Genomic DNA, 17865 nt, shown 5'->3' with positions numbered 1-17865 from the left:
GGGCCGCCGGCGCGGCGGCTCAGTGGCTGAACGCGGTCGAGAACAGGTGCTCGAATTCCTCGAGCGGCATGGGGGCCCCGAACAGGTAGCCTTGATACCCATGGCAGCCGTGTTCCGCAAGGAATTGGCGCTGGGCCTCCGTTTCCACCCCTTCGGCCACCACCGATATCCCCAGGCTCCCCGCCAGAAGTATGGTCATCTTGGCGATCGCGGCGTCGTTCGGGTCGATCAGGATGTCGCGCACGAAGCCCTGGTCGATCTTCAATTGATCCAGGGGCAGGCGCTTCAGGTAGGCCAGCGACGAATAGCCCGTGCCGAAGTCGTCCAGCGAAAAGCCCACTCCTCTCGCCTTCAGGGCGGCCATCTTGGCGATGACGCTCTCCACCTCCGTCACCAGCGAGCTTTCGGTCAGCTCCAGATTCAGGCGGCGGGGATCCGCGCCCGTGTCGTCCAGGATGCGAAAGACGTCCGAGACGAAGCTGTCCTGGCGGATCTGGGTGGCGCTCACGTTCACCGACAAGGAAAGCTGCGACAGATGCGGATCGGCCGCCCATGCCGCCAGCTGGGTACAGGCCGCTTCCAGCACCCATCGGCCCAGGGGAACGATCAGGCCGGTTTCCTCGGCCAGGGGAATGAAACGCGCCGGCGAGATCATGCCCTTGACGGGATGCCGCCAGCGCAAGAGCACTTCGGCGCCGGTGATGTGGCCGGTGTCGTCGACTTGCGGCTGGTAGTAAAGCGAAAACTGCGAGCGCTCCACCGCCACGCGCAAGGCGCCTTCGAGCTCCATGTGCGCCCGCACCTGGGCCTGCATCTGCGGATCGAAGAACTGCACGCGGTTCCGGCCCGAGGCCTTGGCCTGGTGCATGGCCATGTCCGCCCGCTTGAGCGGTTCTTCGATGCTCTCGGGCTGGCCCCCGAACAGCGTGATCCCCACGCTGGCCGAGCCCCGGTATTCCATGCTGCCCAGGGCGTAGGGCTTGCTGAGGCTGGTGGATATCCGCATGGCCGCGGCCCGGGCCTCGGTGGCCGCCTCGATGCCCTGCTCGCTCAGCCCGTCCAGGATCACCACGAACTCGTCGCCGCCCAGCCGCGCCACGGTGTCGCGCTGGCCCACACAGGTCAGCAGGCGCTCGGCGGCTTGCGCCAGCAGCCGGTCGCCTTGCTGGTGGCCGGCGGTGTCGTTCACGGATTTGAAGTTGTCCAGGTCGACGAAGAGCAGCGCCCCCTTGCAACGGTGGCGTTCGGACGCGCGCAGCGCGTGCTCCAGCCTTTCCATCAGCAGGCGCCGGTTCGGCAGCTTGGTGAGCGGGTCGTAGTACTCCAGCGTCCTGACCTGTTCTTCCGAGAGCTTGCGCGCGGTGATGTCGGTCAACGTCGCCACGTAATGGGTGATTCTGCCTTTGTCGTCCTTCACGGCGCCGATGGACAGCTGCTGCGGGTAGACCTCGCCGTTCTTGCGCTTGTTCCAGATTTCGCCGTGCCAGGCGCCGCGCTGGGCGATGCCGGACCACATCCGGGAGTAGAAATCCGCCCCGTGCCGGCCCGAGCTGAGCAGCTTGGGAGTGTGGCCCACGACCTCTTCGGACGAATAGCCGGTTATCTCTGAAAATGCCTTGTTGACCTGGAGAATCACTTTGTCGGCGTTGGTGATGAGCATGCCGACCTGCGATTCGAAGGCGGTGGCGGTGATGCGCAGGCTGTCCTCGGCTTTCTTGCGCTCGGTGATGTCGCGGGCGGAGCTGAAGATCACCTGCTGTCCGTCCAGGTCGACGATGCTGGACGTGATCTCGACCGGATAGCTGGTGCCGTCCTTGCGCAGGAAAACGGTTTCTATGGAGGCGACGTCGTGGGTGCCCAGCAGCCGGTCGGCGATGCTGCCTGCTTCGTAGACCGACCCCGCGGGGCTCCAGCGCGACGCGTGCATGCCTATGATCTCGTCGGCGTCGTAGCCCAGCATCTTGCGGAAGGCCTCGTTGGCCTCCAGCAGCCTGCCTTCGGCGTCCATGATGTGGATGCCGTCGCCGGCGTTCTGCAGCAGGGTCTGGCTGCGCCGCGTGGCGTCTTCCCGGGAGCTGATCAGGCGCCACTGCACCCACAAGAAGACGACCGAGGCGAACAGGAACAGGCCGGCGATCACGAAAGCCTTCTTGACGTCGTCATGCCATTGCAGCAGGTAATCGCTTTCGCCCAGGCCCACCACCACGAAGGCGGGCATGGCCGCAAGCCGCCGATAGGCGTCGAGGCGGGCGACGCCGTCGGCCGTCGCCTGGCTGTGGAAAGTGCTGGCGGACACGCCCGAGCGCATCAGCCGGGCGAGCTGGACGGACCCGCCCACCGCGCCGGCCTGGCCCGCCGGCGCGGACACCGGCGGATGCCTGGCGATCAAGGCCATGTCCAGATCGCGCATCAGCGCAAGGCCTTGCGGCCCCAGGTCCAGCCCGGAAAGCAGACCCTGGAAGTAGCTGGCGGGCACCGCCGCGGCGACCACGCCCGCGAAACTGCCGTCGGGGTGGTTGTAGCGACGGGAGAAGATATGCATCCACGCATTGCTGATCCGCCCTTGCAGCAGGCGGCTGGCCTGGGTGCCGGCATTGGGGTCGCTTTCATGCCGCTTGAAGAACTCGCGGTCGTAGACGGGGGTGGCGTCTTGCGCGGCCGCCGTCCGCCCGTATCGCAGGATGCCGGAGGAATCCATGATCCGCAGTTCCGCCAGCCCCGTCACCAGGTTGCCGCTGGCATCCAGCAGCCGGCTCAGGGAGGACTCGTCCAGGGCGCCCGATGTTTTCAGTTCTCTTTCGAGATAGATCTGTATTTCCCTCAAGTAGAAATCGATCTGGCTCACCGCGCCGGTCACGTTCTGGTCGAGCAGCAGCGCAAGATTCTCCACTGTCGTGCGGACCTCGGCTTCTTTGCGTTCGCGCGCCGTGTCCAATGCGAGCATGAGCAGGCCGATCATGAACAGGTTCACGATCACGACCGCGGCGATTATCGTTGCGAAAACGGATTTGCTTGCTGTTTTCATATTTGCCAATTCTAAGGCGTAATGTCATCCCGCTTTCGGATGGATTGCGCCTCGTGAGCGCGTGCTGACCGCATCATACAGAATCGCGCGATCCTTGGCAGAAGCGCGGCCCCGGCCCGGTACAGTAGAATGTCGGGGCAAGATGGAAACCGTGGCGATCAACGACGACATGCATTCGACGCAAAAGCCTGCCGCGCGGCGGCGCGCCTCATTCTTCGACCGCGAGACAATCAGGCTTTTCGTGGTCGGGTATGCTGTCTCGGCCCTTGCCTTCACGGCCATCGTGCTGGCCTTGACTTCTTTCTGGGCCGAGCGCGAGCTCCAGGAATTGAAAGTCCAGGAGCAGGCCAAGGTGGCGAAGACGGCCAGCATCCTGGGCTACCGCTTCGACATGATCGCGTCCGACCTGCTCACCCTGGCCAACGTTCCCACCATGCGCGCGCTGGCCGCCGATTCCGGCGAGATCGCGCTCGAGCGCGCCGCCAATCTGTTCAGCACGATCTCCCGTGAAAAAGGCATCTATCACAAGATAAGCTACCTGGACGCCAACGGCGTGGAGGTCATCCGCGTGGACCAGCGCGGCGGGCTGCCCGTCGAAGTGCCGGTCGAGCATCTGCAGAACAAGGGCGGCCAGTATTTCGTGCAGGCGGCCTTGCGGCTGGAACGCGGGGAAATCTACGTGTCGCCGCTCGACCTGAACGTGGAGAACGGGCAGATCGAGCGGCCGTACAACCCCACCATCCGGTTCGGCACCCCTATTTTCGGCCCCAGCGGCGAACGCCGCGGCATCATGATGCTCAATCTGCATGGGCAGTCCATGATAGACCGGTTCCGCGAGCTGATGGCGGACGACTATTCACAGGCCATGCTGCTCAGTTCGGGCGGAGACTGGCTGGCATCGCCCGATCCGGCCCATTCCTGGGAGTTCATGCTGCGCCGCCCGGGCGCGTTCGCCCAGCGCCATCCGCAAGCCTGGCAAGCGATCAACGGCCGGGAAAGCGGCCAATGGATGAACGCCGAAGCCGGCCTGTTCACTTACAGCACCCTGCACCCGGGCCGCGCGACGGAGCCGGGCGGCAAGCGGCGCGGCGAAGCGCAAGACGGGGCCGGAAACGAGCATTTCTGGAAGGTGGTGTCGCTGGTTCCGGCCGCCGCCCTGCCGTCCGCCGCCATCGGCGCCGACGAGCTCACGCGCACGGTCTACCTTGCCGGCCTCGCGCTGCTGCTGGTGCTGGCCGCCTATGTCGCGCATGCCGTGGTGACCCAGCGGCGCCTGCGCCACGCCATCGAGCGCAGCAACCGCCGCCACCGCGAAATCACGCAGCATCTGGGGGAAGGCCTGATCGTGCTGGACCGCGATGCGCGCGTGGTGGAAGCCAACCCCGAAGCCGAAAGGCTGCTGGGCCGGTCCCGGCGGGAAATGCTGGGCCTCGGCGCCGCCGAGCTCTTTCGCCCGCCCGGCGCGGAGCCGGAGCCCGCGGCTCCGCACCCCATCCAGGCCGTGGCCGCCACCGGGCGGCGTTACCGCAGCGAAGACGAGACCTTCCGCCGCAAGGACGGAACGGCGTTCCCGGTCGGCGTGACCGCCGCCCCGCTTGCCAGCGACGGCGCGCCCATTGGGGCCGTCGTTTCGTTTCGCGACATGACCGACATCAAGGCCTACCAGGAGGAAATCCGGCGCCTAGCCTACCACGATCCGCTGACGGACCTGCCCAACCGCCGCCTGCTGCTGGAGCTCATCCGACAGGCGCTAAAGGAAGCCGAGCGCAAACAAGCCAAGGTGGGCCTGATGTTCCTGGACCTGGACCACTTCAAGCACGTCAATGACGTCTACGGGCACGACGGGGGCGACGAGCTCCTGAAAGGCGTGGCGCAGCGCCTGCGCCAGGCGGTGCGCGCCGTGGATACGGTGTCCCGGCAAGGCGGCGACGAGTTCGTGATCCTGCTTCCCGGCATCGACGATGCCGACTCCGCCGTCACCGTCGCAAGAAAAATCCTGGAAAGCCTGCAAGCGCCCTTGCCCGTGCTGGATCAGCTTCTGCCGGTGAAAGTGAGCATAGGCATCGCCTTGTTCCCCGATCACGGCGGCGATGTCGACACACTGATGACGCTTGCCGACACGGCGATGTACGAGGCCAAACAGGGAGGGCGCAATCGTTATTGCCTGGCGGGAACGGCGCCCGGCACGCTATAGCGGCCGGTGCCGCCCGCCTTTTAGCGCCGGCAGGCCCCAGCCTCGCCCAAATTGCGTGGAATCACAATATAATGAGAACGATTTTCATTCTATAACCAGTTGGAAGACCACGTGAAACTCCCTACCCGTCTGATCGCCCTGGGCAGCGCCCTTGCCTTTTCCCTGCCCGTCGCCGCTTTCGAACTCGCCCACAGCGCAGGCACGCTCAAGCTGGCCGACACCCCCAAGCAAATCGTCACCTTCGACCTGGCCGTGCTCGACAGCCTCAACACCCTGGGCGTTCCGGTCGCGGGCGTTCCCAAGTCGGTCTACCAGGGCGAGCTGGAAAAATACGCGCAGGCCCCGGTGGTCGGCACCTTGTTCGAGCCGGACTACCCCGCGCTGGAAAAGCTGCGGCCTGACCTGATCATCGCCGGCGGCCGTTCGCAGAAAGCCATGCCGGAACTCGGCAAGCTGGCTCCCACGGTCAGTTTCACCAGCGACCCCGCCAATTTCCTCGCCACCTTCAAGACCGCCAACCTGGCGCTGGCCTCGGCATTCGGCAAGAAGCCCCAGGCCGAGGCGGCCATCGCCTCGATCGAAAAAGACGTGGAAGGGTTGCGCCGCGCCAACCAGGGCAAGAAGGCGGCCTTTCTCTTTGTCATGAAGGGCAACGTCATCGCCCACGCGCCGGGCGACCGCTTCGGATACGCCTATGAGCTGACCGGCACGGAATCCGTCCTGCCCGCGAAAGACCCCAACGCGCCGGCGCAGCCGCGCCCCGAAGCCGGCTCTCCCGAGGCCAAGGCGGCCGCCGAAAAACGGGCGCAAGTCATTTCGGACATCGCCAAGGCGGACCCCGATTGGCTGATCGTGCTGGATCGCGGCGCCATCAACAACGGCGAAAAGACCGCCGCCGACACGCTCGCCAAGCATCCGGAACTGAGCCGTACGCGCGCCTACAAGGAAGGCAAGGTCTATTATGCGGATCCGAACGGCTGGTATGTCATGGGCGGTGGCCTGAGCAACCTGAAGGCCATCACAGGCAGCCTGCTGACGGCCATGAAATAGCAAGCCACGCGCCGCCCGGGCGGCGGGCGCCGCCGATTCTGTATCATAGGCGGACCCGTCATCCCGGAGCGACATCATGGCATCCACCCCGGACAACGTCAGCATGGCCCTGTTCTGCGACTTCGAGAACGTCGCACTGGGCGTGCGAGACGCACAATACGAAAAATTCGACATCAAGCCCGTGCTCGAACGGCTCTTGCTCAAAGGCAACATCGTCGTCAAGAAGGCGTATTGCGACTGGGAGCGCTACAAGGGCTTCAAGTCGTCCATGCACGAGGCCAATTTCGAGCTCATCGAAATCCCGCACCTGCGGCAGTCCGGCAAGAACTCCGCCGACATCCGCCTCGTGGTCGATGCGCTCGACCTGTGCTATACCAAATCCCACGTCAATACTTTCGTCATCATCAGCGGCGATTCGGACTTTTCGCCGCTGGTGTCCAAGCTGCGCGAAAACGCCAAGCAAGTCATCGGCGTCGGGGTGAAGCAATCCACCTCGGATCTGCTGGTGGCCAATTGCGACGAATTCATCTTCTATGACGACCTGGTGCGGGCCGCGCCGGCGAGCAAGGGCTCGCGGCCCAAGCGGCCGGAGGCGCCGGCCGAGGCCGAGGCGGCGCCCGCCGCCGACAGCCAGGCGCCCGCGCCCGAAGACGCGCCCGCCCTGAAGGACGTCGCGGTCGCAATGGCCGTCGATACCTTCGATGCCTTGCTGTCGGAGCGCGGCGAAAGCGGAAAGATATGGGCGTCGACCCTGAAGCAGGCGATCAAGCGCCGCAAGCCCGATTTCAGCGAAACCTACTACGGGTTCAAGGCCTTCGGCAACCTGCTCGAAGAAGCGCAGGCGCGCGGCCAGCTGGCTTTGGGGCGGGACGAAAAATCCGGCACCTATGTATTCCGCCCCGAACCGGTGGAGCCGGCGCCCAAGCCGGTGCGGCGCCGGCGCAATGTGCGCACGTCCAGACGAAGCACCGGGGGATGAGGGCCCCGCCCCCGGGCCCGGCCGCAGGGCCCGTCAACGCCGAAAGTCCCTAAGCCCGCGCCATGTCGATGAACGATTCCAGGTAATCGATGTTGCCGTCCGCCGCGCGCGCGCCCAGGAAGATCTGCTTGGCGATGCCGCGAGCCCCCAGCCGCACGGCCTTCAAGTCCATTTTCCCCTGGTATTCCTCCACCAGCCAGCGCGGCAGCGCGGCCACGCCGCGGCCGCTCTCGACCATCTGCAGCATGATGTCCGTGGTTTCGATCACCTTGTGCCGGCGCGGCGCGACGCCGGCCGGCATCAGGAACTGCGCGTAGATGTCGAGCCGGTCGATGGCCACCGGGTAGCTGATCAAGACCTGGTCGGCCAGCTGCTCGGGCTCGACGCAGCCGGCGCCGGCCAGCGGATGGCCGCCCGCCACCACCAGCACCTGCTCGTAATCGAAGACGGGTTCATAGCGCAGCCCTTTCCGGTACAGCGGATCGGGCGTCACCAGCAGGTCGATCTCGTAGCCGAACAAGGCGCCGATGCCGCCGAACTGGAACTTCTGCTTGACGTCCACGTCGACGTCCGGCCATTTTGCCAAATAGGGCGCAACGACCTTCAGCAGCCACTGGTAGCAGGGATGGCATTCCATGCCTATCCGTAGCGTGCCGCGCTCGCCCTGCGCATATTGCCTGATCCTGGCCTCCGCGTGCTCGAGCTGCGGCAGCACCCGCTCGGCCACGCCCAGCAGATAGGCGCCGGCCTGGGTCGGCCTCAGTTTGCGGCCTTCGCGGATCCAGATCGGCGTTCCCATCTGGTCTTCCAGCTTTTTGACGGTATGGCTCAGCGCCGATTGGGTCAGGCAAAGGACGTCCGCCGCCGCGGTGAGCGTGCCTTGGCGGCTGACTTCCCGAAGAACGGCGAGGTGTATGCGTTCGAGCATGGCTAGCAGTATGAAAAAATTTAATCGATAGATGAAACAATACCATTTTATTTCATGGATTGATCGTCCTACCATGGCGTTTCCCTCCTATCGACAAAATGGCAAGACATGGTTACGACACACAATCTGGGCTTTCCCCGCATCGGCGCGCAGCGCGAACTCAAGTTCGCGCTCGAAGCATACTGGAACGGCAAGTCCGGCCTGGACGCGCTGCGCGACACGGGCCGCCGGCTGCGCAAGACCCACTGGGCCGGCCAACAAGGGCTGGACCTGCTGCCCGTGGGCGATTTTTCTTTCTACGACCAGGTCCTGGACATGAGCTTCACCCTGGGCAACCTGCCCGAGCGCGTGCGGGATTTCCGGGGAGACCCGCTGGACAATTACTTCCGCGTGGCGCGCGGCCGCTCCGCCTCCCATGGCGATTGCGGCTGCGGCCATGGCGTGCAGGCGGGGGAGATGACCAAATGGTTCGACACCAACTACCACTACATCGTGCCGGAGTTCAGCGCATCCACCTCCTTCTCGCTGGATGCCTCCCGGCTGCTGGAGCAGCTCGATGAAGCCCGGGCGCTGGGCATCCCGGCCAAGCCGGTGATACTGGGCCCCGTCAGCTATCTGTTCGTCGGCAAGTCCAAGGACGGCTCCAGCCGGCTGGACCTCCTGCCCCGCCTGCTGCCCGTGTACGCGGAACTGCTGGACGCCCTCGCCTCCCGCGGGGTGGAATGGGTGCAGATCGACGAACCCGCCCTCGTCACCGAACTCGATCCGGGCTGGGCGCAGGCCTACGCCGCCGCCTACCAGGCGCTGAACACCGGCAAGGTCAAGATCCTGCTGGCGACCTATTTCGGGCAACTGCTGGAAAACCTGCCGCTGGCCTGCGCCCTGCCGGTGCAAGGCCTGCACATCGACGCCGTCAACGGCGCGGCCGACATCGAACCCGCCATCGCCGCCCTGCCCCGCGATACCGTGCTGTCGCTGGGCGTGGTCAATGGGCGCAATATCTGGAAGACGGACCTGAACCGGGTCCTGGACCTGCTCGAACCCATTCACGCCAGGCTGGGCGACCGCCTGTGGATCGCGCCTTCTTGTTCCTTGCTGCACGTGCCGGTGGACCTGAACAGCGAAACGGCGCTGGACGGCGACATCCGCTCCTGGCTCGCCTTCGCGCTGCAAAAGCTGGATGAGATCAAGCTGCTGGCCCGCGCGCTGGACGGCGGCCGCGCGGCGCTGCGGGCGGAACTCCAGGCGAACCAGGCCGCCATTGCCTCGCGCCGCAACTCGCCGCGCGTCAACAAGCCGCAAGTCAAGGCCGCTCTCGCAAGCATCGACGCCGCGCTGGGCCGGCGCCAAAGCCCCTATCCGCTGCGCGCGGAAAAACAGGCCGGCCTGCTGAAGCTGCCCGCCTTTCCCACGACCACCATCGGGTCCTTTCCACAGACCGCTGAAATCCGCCAGGCGCGCCTGCGCTTCCGCAAGGGCGAGCTGGATCTCGCGGCATACAAAGAGGCCATGCGCGCCGAGATCGCGCTTGCGGTGCGGGAGCAGGAGGTCCTGGGTCTGGACGTGCTGGTGCATGGCGAGCCCGAACGCAACGACATGGTGGAGTATTTCGGAGAACAGCTCGAAGGCTATGCCTTCACCCAGTACGGCTGGGTGCAATCCTACGGTTCACGCTGCGTGAAGCCGCCCATTCTGTTCGGCGACATCACCCGCCCCCAGGCCATGACGGTCGAATGGATCACCTACGCCCAGACGCTCACGCAAAAGCCGATGAAAGGCATGCTGACCGGCCCGGTGACCATCCTGAACTGGTCCTTCGTGCGCGACGACCAGCCCCGCTCCGTGTCCTGCCTGCAGCTGGCGCTGGCCATCCGCCAGGAGGTGCTGGACCTGGAAAAAGCCGGCGTGCGCATCATCCAGATCGACGAGGCCGCCCTGCGCGAAGGCCTGCCCCTGCGCAAGTCGCAATGGAGCGACTATCTGGGCTGGGCGGTGGAGTCCTTCCGCATCGCCGCGAACGGCGTGCGCGACGAAACGCAGATCCACACGCATATGTGCTATTCGGAATTCAACGACATCATGCCTTCGATCGCGGACATGGACGCCGACGTCATCACCATAGAGACTTCGCGTTCGGACATGGAGCTGCTGGACGCCTTCGACAGCTTCAATTACCCGAACGAGATCGGCCCGGGCGTCTACGACATCCATTCGCCCAACATCCCCACGCAGGAGCACATCAGCGACCTCATGAGGAAGGCCGGCCGCCGCATCCCCGCGGAACGGCTGTGGGTCAATCCCGATTGCGGGCTGAAGACCCGCGCCTGGTCCGAAGTGATACCCGCCCTGAAAAACATGGTGGCGGCGGCGCGCGCCCTGCGCGAGGCATAGCGCCGGCTGATGGCGCCCGCGGGCGGGCCGCCGGCCGGCTGGCGGCGTCTGCCGGCCGGCGCATTCAAACGCTGCGCGTGACTTCGGCCTCTACGCCCGACAAGGCGGCCATGACCTGGTCGCACTGCCTGGGCGTGCGCGGATGGATCAGCAGCGTCCACTTGCCTTCTTGCGTCGCCGTCTGCACGCGCTGGATGACCAGTTGGTGGTCGGGCCGGGCGGTCACCAGCCCGCCCAGCAGCATCCCCGCGATCGCGCCGAAAAAGATGAACACGCCCAGGCTGCCCAGGGGCGTGGCCGTGACGGCGATGATGCCGGCCAGATACAGCAAGCCCCAGCCGAAGAACCCGACCACCGCCCCCGCCGCGCCGAGCACCAGGTGGGCGCGCAGGGCGGTGCGGACGATGCCTTGTGTTTCGGGTTCGATCTTCTTGGCGTAATCCTTTTCATACGGCTTGACCAGACGGATCTGCGCGGCCTGCAGGCCGGCGCTGGAATGAATGGCCGCCGCCGCGGTGGCCGCGCCCTGCTCCGTGTCGAAGATGGCGGCGATCTTCGTCGTCGAGCGTTCGCCGAACAAAACGTTCCATACCATATGATGCTCCCTGGGGCGGTTTCAGCCTGTGGGAGCAAGCAATCCACGTGCCCGCCGGCGGCGCGGGCGCGGTTCATGCCCGGCCTTCTGCGCCGTCAGTGGCCGGACTTCGGATCGATGGGCTCGGTGGAGTGGAAAATGGAGTGGTCCTCCTTGCCGGTCACGGACAGGACGCCGGACAGGCCTTTCTCGACGCGCGACAAGGCGTGGTCGACCAGTATGTAGTTGCCCGGCACGTCGACCTTGAATTCCACCATGGTGGCTCCGCCCGGGGCCACGGTGGTGGTCTGCACGTCGGTCAAGGGCGGGCTGGTCAGCGAACCCTGGTTGTAGACGCGGTCGAAGACTTCGCCGATGACGTGAAAGCTGGACGTCAGGTTGGGGCCGCCGACGCCGAACAGGATGCGCACGGTCTCGCCGACCTCGGCCGTCAGCTTGTACTTGTCGCTCAGGGCGTTCATGGCGCCGTTGAACATCAGGTGCTCGGGGTTTTCGTCCAGCAATTTTTCAAGCGAGAACTCCTGCAGGCCGAGGGAGCCGTGCTTCTGGGCGGTATAGAGCTCGCCCTGCATCACGTAGTACTCGCGGTCGACCTTGGGCAAGCCTTCCTCTGGCTCGACCAGCGCCATGCCGTACATGCCGTTGGTGATGTGCTGGGCGACCATGGGCGTTGCGCAGTGGTACACGAACAGGCCCGGATGCAGCGCCTTGAATGTGAAGCTCTTGGTCTGCCCCGGCGGCACCTGGGTGACCGCCGCGCCGCCGCCCGGCCCCGTCACGGCGTGGAAGTCGACCGAATGGATGTGCGAGGAGTCCTTGGCGTTGGTGACGTTCACGGTCACCGTGTCCCCGACCCGTATGCGCAGCAGCGGCCCGGGCACCTTGTTGTTGAAGGTCCAGTACTTGTAGGTGCTGCCTTCCGTCAGCTGCCCCACGACTTCCGTGGTTTCCAGGTTGAAGGTGATGTGCCTGGGCTCGCGCTTGCCGACCGGCTCGCCGACGGCCCTCGGGTCCTGGGCGATGTCCAGCCCCTGGCTTTCGGCCTGCTGCACGGGTTCGCCCACGATCAGCTTGCCGAACATGCCGGCCGCCTTGTGGCCCGGCAGGGTGCACAGGTATTCGAAGACGCCGTTCTTGTTGGCCCGGAAGACGATGGCGGTGGAAGCGCCCTTGCCCGTCAGGTGGTCGGACTTGGCCGAGAACTCGGGCACGGCGATGTCGTGGATCGCCCCGTCGCCATTGATGAGGTTGATCTGCACGACGGCGTTTTCCGGCACCTGGAGGTCGGGGTTGACCTTGCCTCTGATGGTGCCGGCGTCGCCCACGAACACGAGCTTGCCGTCCGCGATGTTGGTGCGCAAAGTGAAGGTGACGTCGGGCGTATAGGTGACCGAGGTATTCGAAGGCAGCGCGCTCGCCGCCCAAGCCGCGCCGCCGGCCACATACAATACGGCGGCCGATAGAAGCAGACATAACGTTCTCAAGGTATGGTTCAGAAAAACGCTCATGATTTCCCCTTGCTTGTTACGTTGAAGTGAAAACTGCACTTACAATTCAGCTTGATTCGCAACCGCCGAATCGACGCCTGCCCGGGCATGCGCCATTCAGCCTTTTTATCACGCACTCGAAACGTCCACAATGTCCGCCAACGCCGCCTCGCTCCGAGAACTCACCCTCAGGGGGATCATTCTCGGCGCCGTCATCACCCTAGTCTTCACGGCATCCAACGTCTATCTGGGCCTCAAGGTCGGCCTGACGTTCGCCTCGTCCATTCCCGCCGCCGTCATCTCCATGACGCTGCTGCGCGCGTTCAAGGACTCCAACATTCTCGAAAACAACATCGTCCAGACCCAGGCGTCGGCGGCCGGCACGCTTTCGGCCATCATCTTCGTCTTGCCGGCGCTGCTCATGATGGGGTACTGGCAAGGCTTCCCCTTGCTGGAAACCGCCATGATCTGCGCCTGCGGCGGCATACTGGGCGTGGTGTTCACCGTGCCGCTGCGCCACGCGCTGGTCGTCAAAAGCGAGCTGCCCTACCCCGAGGGCGTCGCGGCCGCCGAAATCCTGCGCGCCGGCCATGCCGACGAAGCGGCGCCCGGCAAGCGGAAGGGGCAAGGCCTGCGCGACATCCTCGCGGGCGGCGCCATGGCGGGCGCGTTCAGCCTGCTTGCCAACGGCTTCAAGCTGGCCGCCGACGGCGCCGGCTACTGGTTCAGCGCCGGGCGGGCCGTCTTCCAGCTGCCGATGGGCTTTTCCTTCGCCCTGGTCGGCGCCGGCTACCTGGTCGGCATCACCGGGGGCGTCGCCATGCTGTTCGGGGTGTTCCTGTCCTGGGGCGTGGCCGTTCCCTGGCTGACCGCGCTGACCCCCATGCCGGAAGGCGCCACGCTCGCCGGCTTCGCCACCGGCATCTGGGTGTCCAAAGTCCGGCTCATCGGCGCGGGCATGATCGCCGTCGCCGCGCTCTGGACCCTGCTCACCCTGATCAAGCCCATGTACGAAGGCATGCGCATCTCTTTGTCGGTCCTGAAGAGCGGCCCGGGCTCGGCCGGCGTCGCGCGCACCGACACCGACCTGTCCCCCCGCACGCTGCTGCGGACCACCGTCCTGATGATCGTCCTGCTGATGGCCACCTTCTATTCCTTCGTGTCGGAATCGGATCTGCCGGCATCGATGGCCTGGACGCTGGTCGTGGCGGGCACCCTGCTGTCCTTCCTGCTGGGTTTCCTGGTGGCCGCGGCCTGCGGCTACATGGCCGGGCTCGTCGGCTCCTCCACCAGCCCTATATCGGGCATCGCCGTCATTTCCATTCTGGCCATCTCGATGATCTTCATCGGCATCGGCCAGGCTCAGGACATGCTCGACAATGAACAGCACCTGCGGTTTTTCACCGCGCTCGCCATTTTCTGCGCATCCGTCGTGGTCGCCATCGCCGCGATCTCCAACGACAACCTGCAGGACCTGAAAACCGGCTGGCTGGTGCACGCCACGCCCTGGCGGCAGCAGGCGGCGCTGATCATCGGCTGCGTGGTGGGCGCGCTGGCCATCCCGCCCGTGCTGGAACTGCTGTACAACGCCTACGGTTTCATCGGCGCGCTGCCCCGCGCCGACATGGACCCGTCGCAGGCGCTGGCGGCTCCGCAGGCCACCCTGATGATCACCATCGCCAACGGTCTGTTCGCGCACACCCTGGACTGGTCCTACATCATGATCGGCGTGGCCGGGGGCATCGCCGTCATCGTGCTCGACACGATACTCGCGCGCTCCACCAGAAGGCTGCGGCTGCCTTCGCTGGCCGTCGCCATGGGCCTGTACCTGCCTCCGTCCATCGTCACCGCGCTGTTCGTCGGCACGCTCATCTCTTGGTTCGTGAAGAAGCGGGTGCGCTCGTCCGCGCGCCGCGCGGGCGAAAACCCCGCCGAGCGGCTGGAGCACGCCGAACGCAAGGGCACGCTGTTCGCCTCCGGCCTGATCGTCGGCGAAAGCCTGGTCGGCGTCGCCCTGGCGATGATCATCGTCGTCTCGGTAGGATCCGGCGGCAGCGACGCGCCCTTGGCGCTGGTCGGCCCCGAATTCGCCACGGCGGCGAAATTCATCGGGCTGGCCGCGTTCGCGGGCATGTGCCTGGCTTTCATCAAGCGCGCGCTGGCGCGCGGCTAGGGCCCGCGGCGCCGGAATCCCATGGAAACTCATATTCTTCATCTTCAAGGCTCGCAGCGCCGCGCGGGCGAGCCCGCCGCCGGCCTGGAGCTCCAGGTGGTGCTGTACCTGGCGGGCATGGCGCTGCTCTGGACGCTGCTCTGCGGCATCAGCCACCGGGCGCCCGATCTCGACGGCCTGGAGGAACTGGTCTGGGCGTCCAGCCTGGAACTGGGCTACACCAAGCATCCGCCCGCGCCTTCCTGGCTCATGTACTTCCTGACGCGGATCTTCGGCCGCCCGGTCTGGCTGCCGTTCTTCGCCGGGCAGCTGATGTCCGCGCTCGCGCTGTGGTTCCTGTGGCGGCTCGGGCGCGAATTCACCACGCCGCGCAAAGCCTTCATGGCCATGATGCTGGTTTCGGTCAGCATCTATTTTTCATTGCGCGGCACGATCTACAACCACAATACGGCGCAGCTATGGTCCGTGGCGGCAAGCACCTGGCTGCTGTATCGCGCCTTGAAGCACCAGCGGCTCAGCAGCTGGGCCTGGCTGGGCGTCGTGTCGGGGCTGTCGATCCAGACCAAGTACAGCGCGGTCATCCAGTTCACCGCGTTCTTCCTGTTCATGCTGCGCCAAGGCAGTTTCCGCGACGCCCGCAATCTGAAAGGGCTCGCCCTCGCCCTGCTGACTTTCGCCGTCACGATATCGCCCCATCTTTACTGGCTGGCCTCGAACGCCTTCATGCCTTTGCGCTACGCCGACAATTCGCTCGAAGCGGGAGGCCATTTGCAGGCGCTCGGGCATTTACTCAGTTTCGCCCTGGACCAGTTGGCCCGCCTGAGCCCGATGCTGGTGGCATGGCTGGCCTGGCATGCCTGGAACAAACGCCGTCCGGTCGCGGGCGCAGGAACGGCAGCCATGCGCTATGGCGCGCAGTTCACGGAGTGGGACCGCTCTTTCCTGCTCTGGATAGGCCTGGCGCCCGTGCTGTCCACCATGCTGGTGTCCGCGGTGCTGGGGACGCGGCTGGTGGCTTCATGGGGCACGACGTTCTTCGTGCTCTACGGCTTCTACCTGCTGTGGTGGATGCGCGGCGACGAACGGGTGAATCTGCGCCGCATCGCCGTTCTGTGCATCGCGCTGCACGTGCTCATGGCGGTCAGCTACGCGCTGGCCCGCGGCCCGCTGGCCTGGCACACCGGCCGCGATTCACGCTCGACGTTTCCGGGAGCGGTGATTTCGCAGCAGTTGAATGACATCTGGCAGCGGCATGTGCCGGGGCATCCCTTGACTTTGGTGGCGTCGGATACCTGGCTCGGCGGCAACATCGCGATTCACCGGGGGCCCGAGGCTCAGGTGTTCATCAATGGCAAGCCCGAGGAGTCGCCCTGGCTGGACGAAGCCCCGCTGGCTTGCGGAGCGCTGGTCGTATACAGCCTGGAAACCCGCGGCGAGCCGGATCCGGTCTTGAAGGCGCTGCATGCGTCGGCCACGATTCAGGGCAGGCTGGATATTCCGTGGTCGTCGGAAAAGAGCCCGTTGATCGATCTGAATTGGGGCATCATCCCGCCGGGGGAGCGGTGTGCGGCGAAGGGTCATGCCAGGCGCTGAGCGGGCTCGGGCTCAGACCTCCCCCATGAACCGCATCTTGAAGCGCCGGCCCTTTATGCTGCCGGCGCTGAGCCTGGCATAAGCCTCGCGCGCAATGCCCCGCTCCAGCGCCACGAAACTGACGAACTCCAGGATATTGATCTTGCCGATCCGCGCGCCGTCCATGCCCGCGTCCTTGGTCAACGCGCCCAGCAGATCCCCCGGCCGCAGCTTGTCCTTCTTGCCGCCTTGAATGCACAAAGTCACCATCGGCGCACGCAAGCGGCCGTTGCCGGACGCCTTCAGCGACTTCAGGCTTCCCCATTCCAGCGGCTGGCGCTGATAGTCCTCTATCCGCCGGGCGCGATGCAGCTCCTCGGGCGCGCAGAGGCTCAACGCCAGGCCCGTGGCGTCGCCGCGGCCGCTGCGCCCGATGCGATGGACGTGCACCTCCGGATCGGGCGTGAGCTCCACATTCACGACCGCGTCCAGGCCGTCGATGTCCAGCCCCCTGGCGGCCACGTCCGTGGCCACCAGCACCGAACAGCTGCGGTTGGCGAACTGAATGAGCACGTCTTCACGCTCGCGCTGCTCCAGATCGCCGTGCAGCGCCAAGGCGCTGAACCCGCGCGCGGCCAGATGCTCGGCCAGTTCGCGGCATGCCGCCTTGGTATTGCAGAAGGCCAGGGTCGAAACGGGCTGGTAGTGCTCCAGCAACTGCGCGACCGCGGCCATGCGGCGCCCGGCGTCGATTTCATAGAACACCTGGCTGATCTTGCCGGCCGCGTGCAGCGACTCGGTTCGGACCTCCTCGGGATCCAGCAGGAACGGCCCGCTGGCGCGGCGGATGTCGTCGGCGTAGGTGGCCGAGAACAGCAGAGTCTGGCGGTTGCCCGGGCAGGCGCTGACGAGGCGGCTGACGTCTTCGTAGAAGCCCATGTCCAGCATGCGGTCGGCCTCGTCCAGGACCAGGGTGCGCACTTCGGAAAGGTCGAGCGTGCCCCGGTTGACGTGGTCCAGCAAGCGGCCCGGCGTGCCCACCACGACGTGGGCGCCGAACCGCAAGGATTCGGTTTGCGGCCTGGCGGCCGTGCCGCCGCAGAGCGTCAGCACTTTGATGTTGCCCAGCGAGCGCGCCAGTTTCCGCAGCTCCGTGGCGACTTGCTCCGCCAGCTCGCGGGTGGGGCAGATGACCAGGCCCTGCACCTGCAGCTTCGCGGGATCCAGCCTGTTCACCACCCCCAGTCCGAACGCGGCGGTCTTGCCGCTGCCGGTCTTGGCCTGGGCGATGAGATCGCGCCCTTGCAGGATGAGCGGCAGGCTCCGGGCCTGGATGTCCGTCATGGACTGATAGCCCATGAGCTCCAGGTTTTCAAGCGTGGCGGGGGACAGCGGCAGGGAAGAAAAAGAGGCGGAGGCGGTCACGGTGCGATGAGGAGGTTCCAGGATCCTCATTGTACCGCCATGCCGT

Annotated in this window: 10 protein-coding genes and 1 pseudogene; 6 read left to right on the top strand and 5 right to left on the bottom strand. The window is 65.7% G+C overall.

Annotated elements, in window-relative coordinates; all coding sequences use genetic code 11:
* Positions 1-19: 19 nt before the first annotated feature.
* Positions 20-3025 (bottom strand): bifunctional diguanylate cyclase/phosphodiesterase, encoded by a 3006-nt coding sequence (locus H0A72_RS12425; protein WP_180155749.1) that lies wholly within the window; start codon positions 3023-3025, stop codon positions 20-22.
* 151 nt (positions 3026-3176) lie between these two features.
* Here H0A72_RS12425 and H0A72_RS22440 point away from each other — a divergent pair, with 151 nt between their 5' ends.
* From H0A72_RS22440 to H0A72_RS12410, 3 genes and pseudogenes are all read left to right on the top strand, one after another.
* Positions 3177-5219: a diguanylate cyclase domain-containing protein gene (locus H0A72_RS22440; protein WP_180155747.1), complete on the top strand. Its 2043-nt coding sequence runs from the start codon at positions 3177-3179 to the stop codon at positions 5217-5219.
* 111 nt (positions 5220-5330) lie between these two features.
* Positions 5331-6269, top strand: a complete 939-nt coding sequence (locus H0A72_RS12415; protein WP_343060248.1) for an ABC transporter substrate-binding protein — start codon at positions 5331-5333, stop codon at positions 6267-6269.
* A 76-nt stretch (positions 6270-6345) separates the two neighbouring features.
* Positions 6346-7167, top strand: a pseudogene (locus H0A72_RS12410) (NYN domain-containing protein); the annotation flags it as partial.
* A 130-nt stretch (positions 7168-7297) separates the two neighbouring features.
* Here the strand turns inward: H0A72_RS12410 and H0A72_RS12405 are convergent.
* Positions 7298-8176 carry a LysR family transcriptional regulator gene (locus H0A72_RS12405; protein ID WP_180155743.1) on the bottom strand — a complete coding sequence of 293 codons (879 nt, stop codon included), beginning with the start codon at positions 8174-8176 and terminating at the stop codon, positions 7298-7300.
* A gap of 108 nt (positions 8177-8284) precedes the next feature.
* Here H0A72_RS12405 and metE point away from each other — a divergent pair, with 108 nt between their 5' ends.
* On the top strand, positions 8285-10567 hold the full coding sequence (metE, locus tag H0A72_RS12400; RefSeq protein ID WP_180155741.1) for a 5-methyltetrahydropteroyltriglutamate--homocysteine S-methyltransferase: 2283 nt from the start codon (positions 8285-8287) through the stop codon (positions 10565-10567).
* A gap of 64 nt (positions 10568-10631) precedes the next feature.
* Here the strand turns inward: metE and H0A72_RS12395 are convergent, their stop codons facing one another.
* Together H0A72_RS12395 and nirK are read right to left on the bottom strand one after the other, a co-directional pair.
* Entirely contained in the window at positions 10632-11162 is a 531-nt protein-coding gene (locus tag H0A72_RS12395; RefSeq protein ID WP_180155739.1) for a hypothetical protein, read from the bottom strand.
* Between the two features lie 95 nt (positions 11163-11257).
* Positions 11258-12670: a copper-containing nitrite reductase gene (gene nirK, locus H0A72_RS12390; RefSeq protein WP_180155738.1), complete on the bottom strand. Its 1413-nt coding sequence runs from the start codon at positions 12668-12670 to the stop codon at positions 11258-11260.
* Positions 12671-12800: 130 nt separating this feature from the next.
* Here nirK and H0A72_RS12385 point away from each other — a divergent pair, with 130 nt between their 5' ends.
* Both H0A72_RS12385 and H0A72_RS12380 read left to right on the top strand, forming a co-directional pair.
* On the top strand, positions 12801-14822 hold the full coding sequence (locus H0A72_RS12385) for an OPT family oligopeptide transporter (RefSeq protein WP_180155736.1): 2022 nt from the start codon (positions 12801-12803) through the stop codon (positions 14820-14822).
* A gap of 21 nt (positions 14823-14843) precedes the next feature.
* Entirely contained in the window at positions 14844-16415 is a 1572-nt protein-coding gene (locus tag H0A72_RS12380; protein WP_180155734.1) for a glycosyltransferase family 39 protein, read from the top strand.
* Positions 16416-16427: 12 nt separating this feature from the next.
* Here the strand turns inward: H0A72_RS12380 and dbpA are convergent, their stop codons facing one another.
* Positions 16428-17849 carry an ATP-dependent RNA helicase DbpA gene (gene dbpA / locus H0A72_RS12375; RefSeq protein ID WP_180155732.1) on the bottom strand — a complete coding sequence of 474 codons (1422 nt, stop codon included), beginning with the start codon at positions 17847-17849 and terminating at the stop codon, positions 16428-16430.
* Positions 17850-17865: the final 16 nt, after the last annotated feature.

This window comes from Parapusillimonas granuli, from assembly GCF_013416525.1.
GTDB lineage: Bacteria > Pseudomonadota > Gammaproteobacteria > Burkholderiales > Burkholderiaceae_B > Parapusillimonas > Parapusillimonas granuli.
The sequence above is the reverse complement of the archived record's forward strand: the minus strand, read 5'-3'. Positions and strand labels throughout refer to the sequence as shown.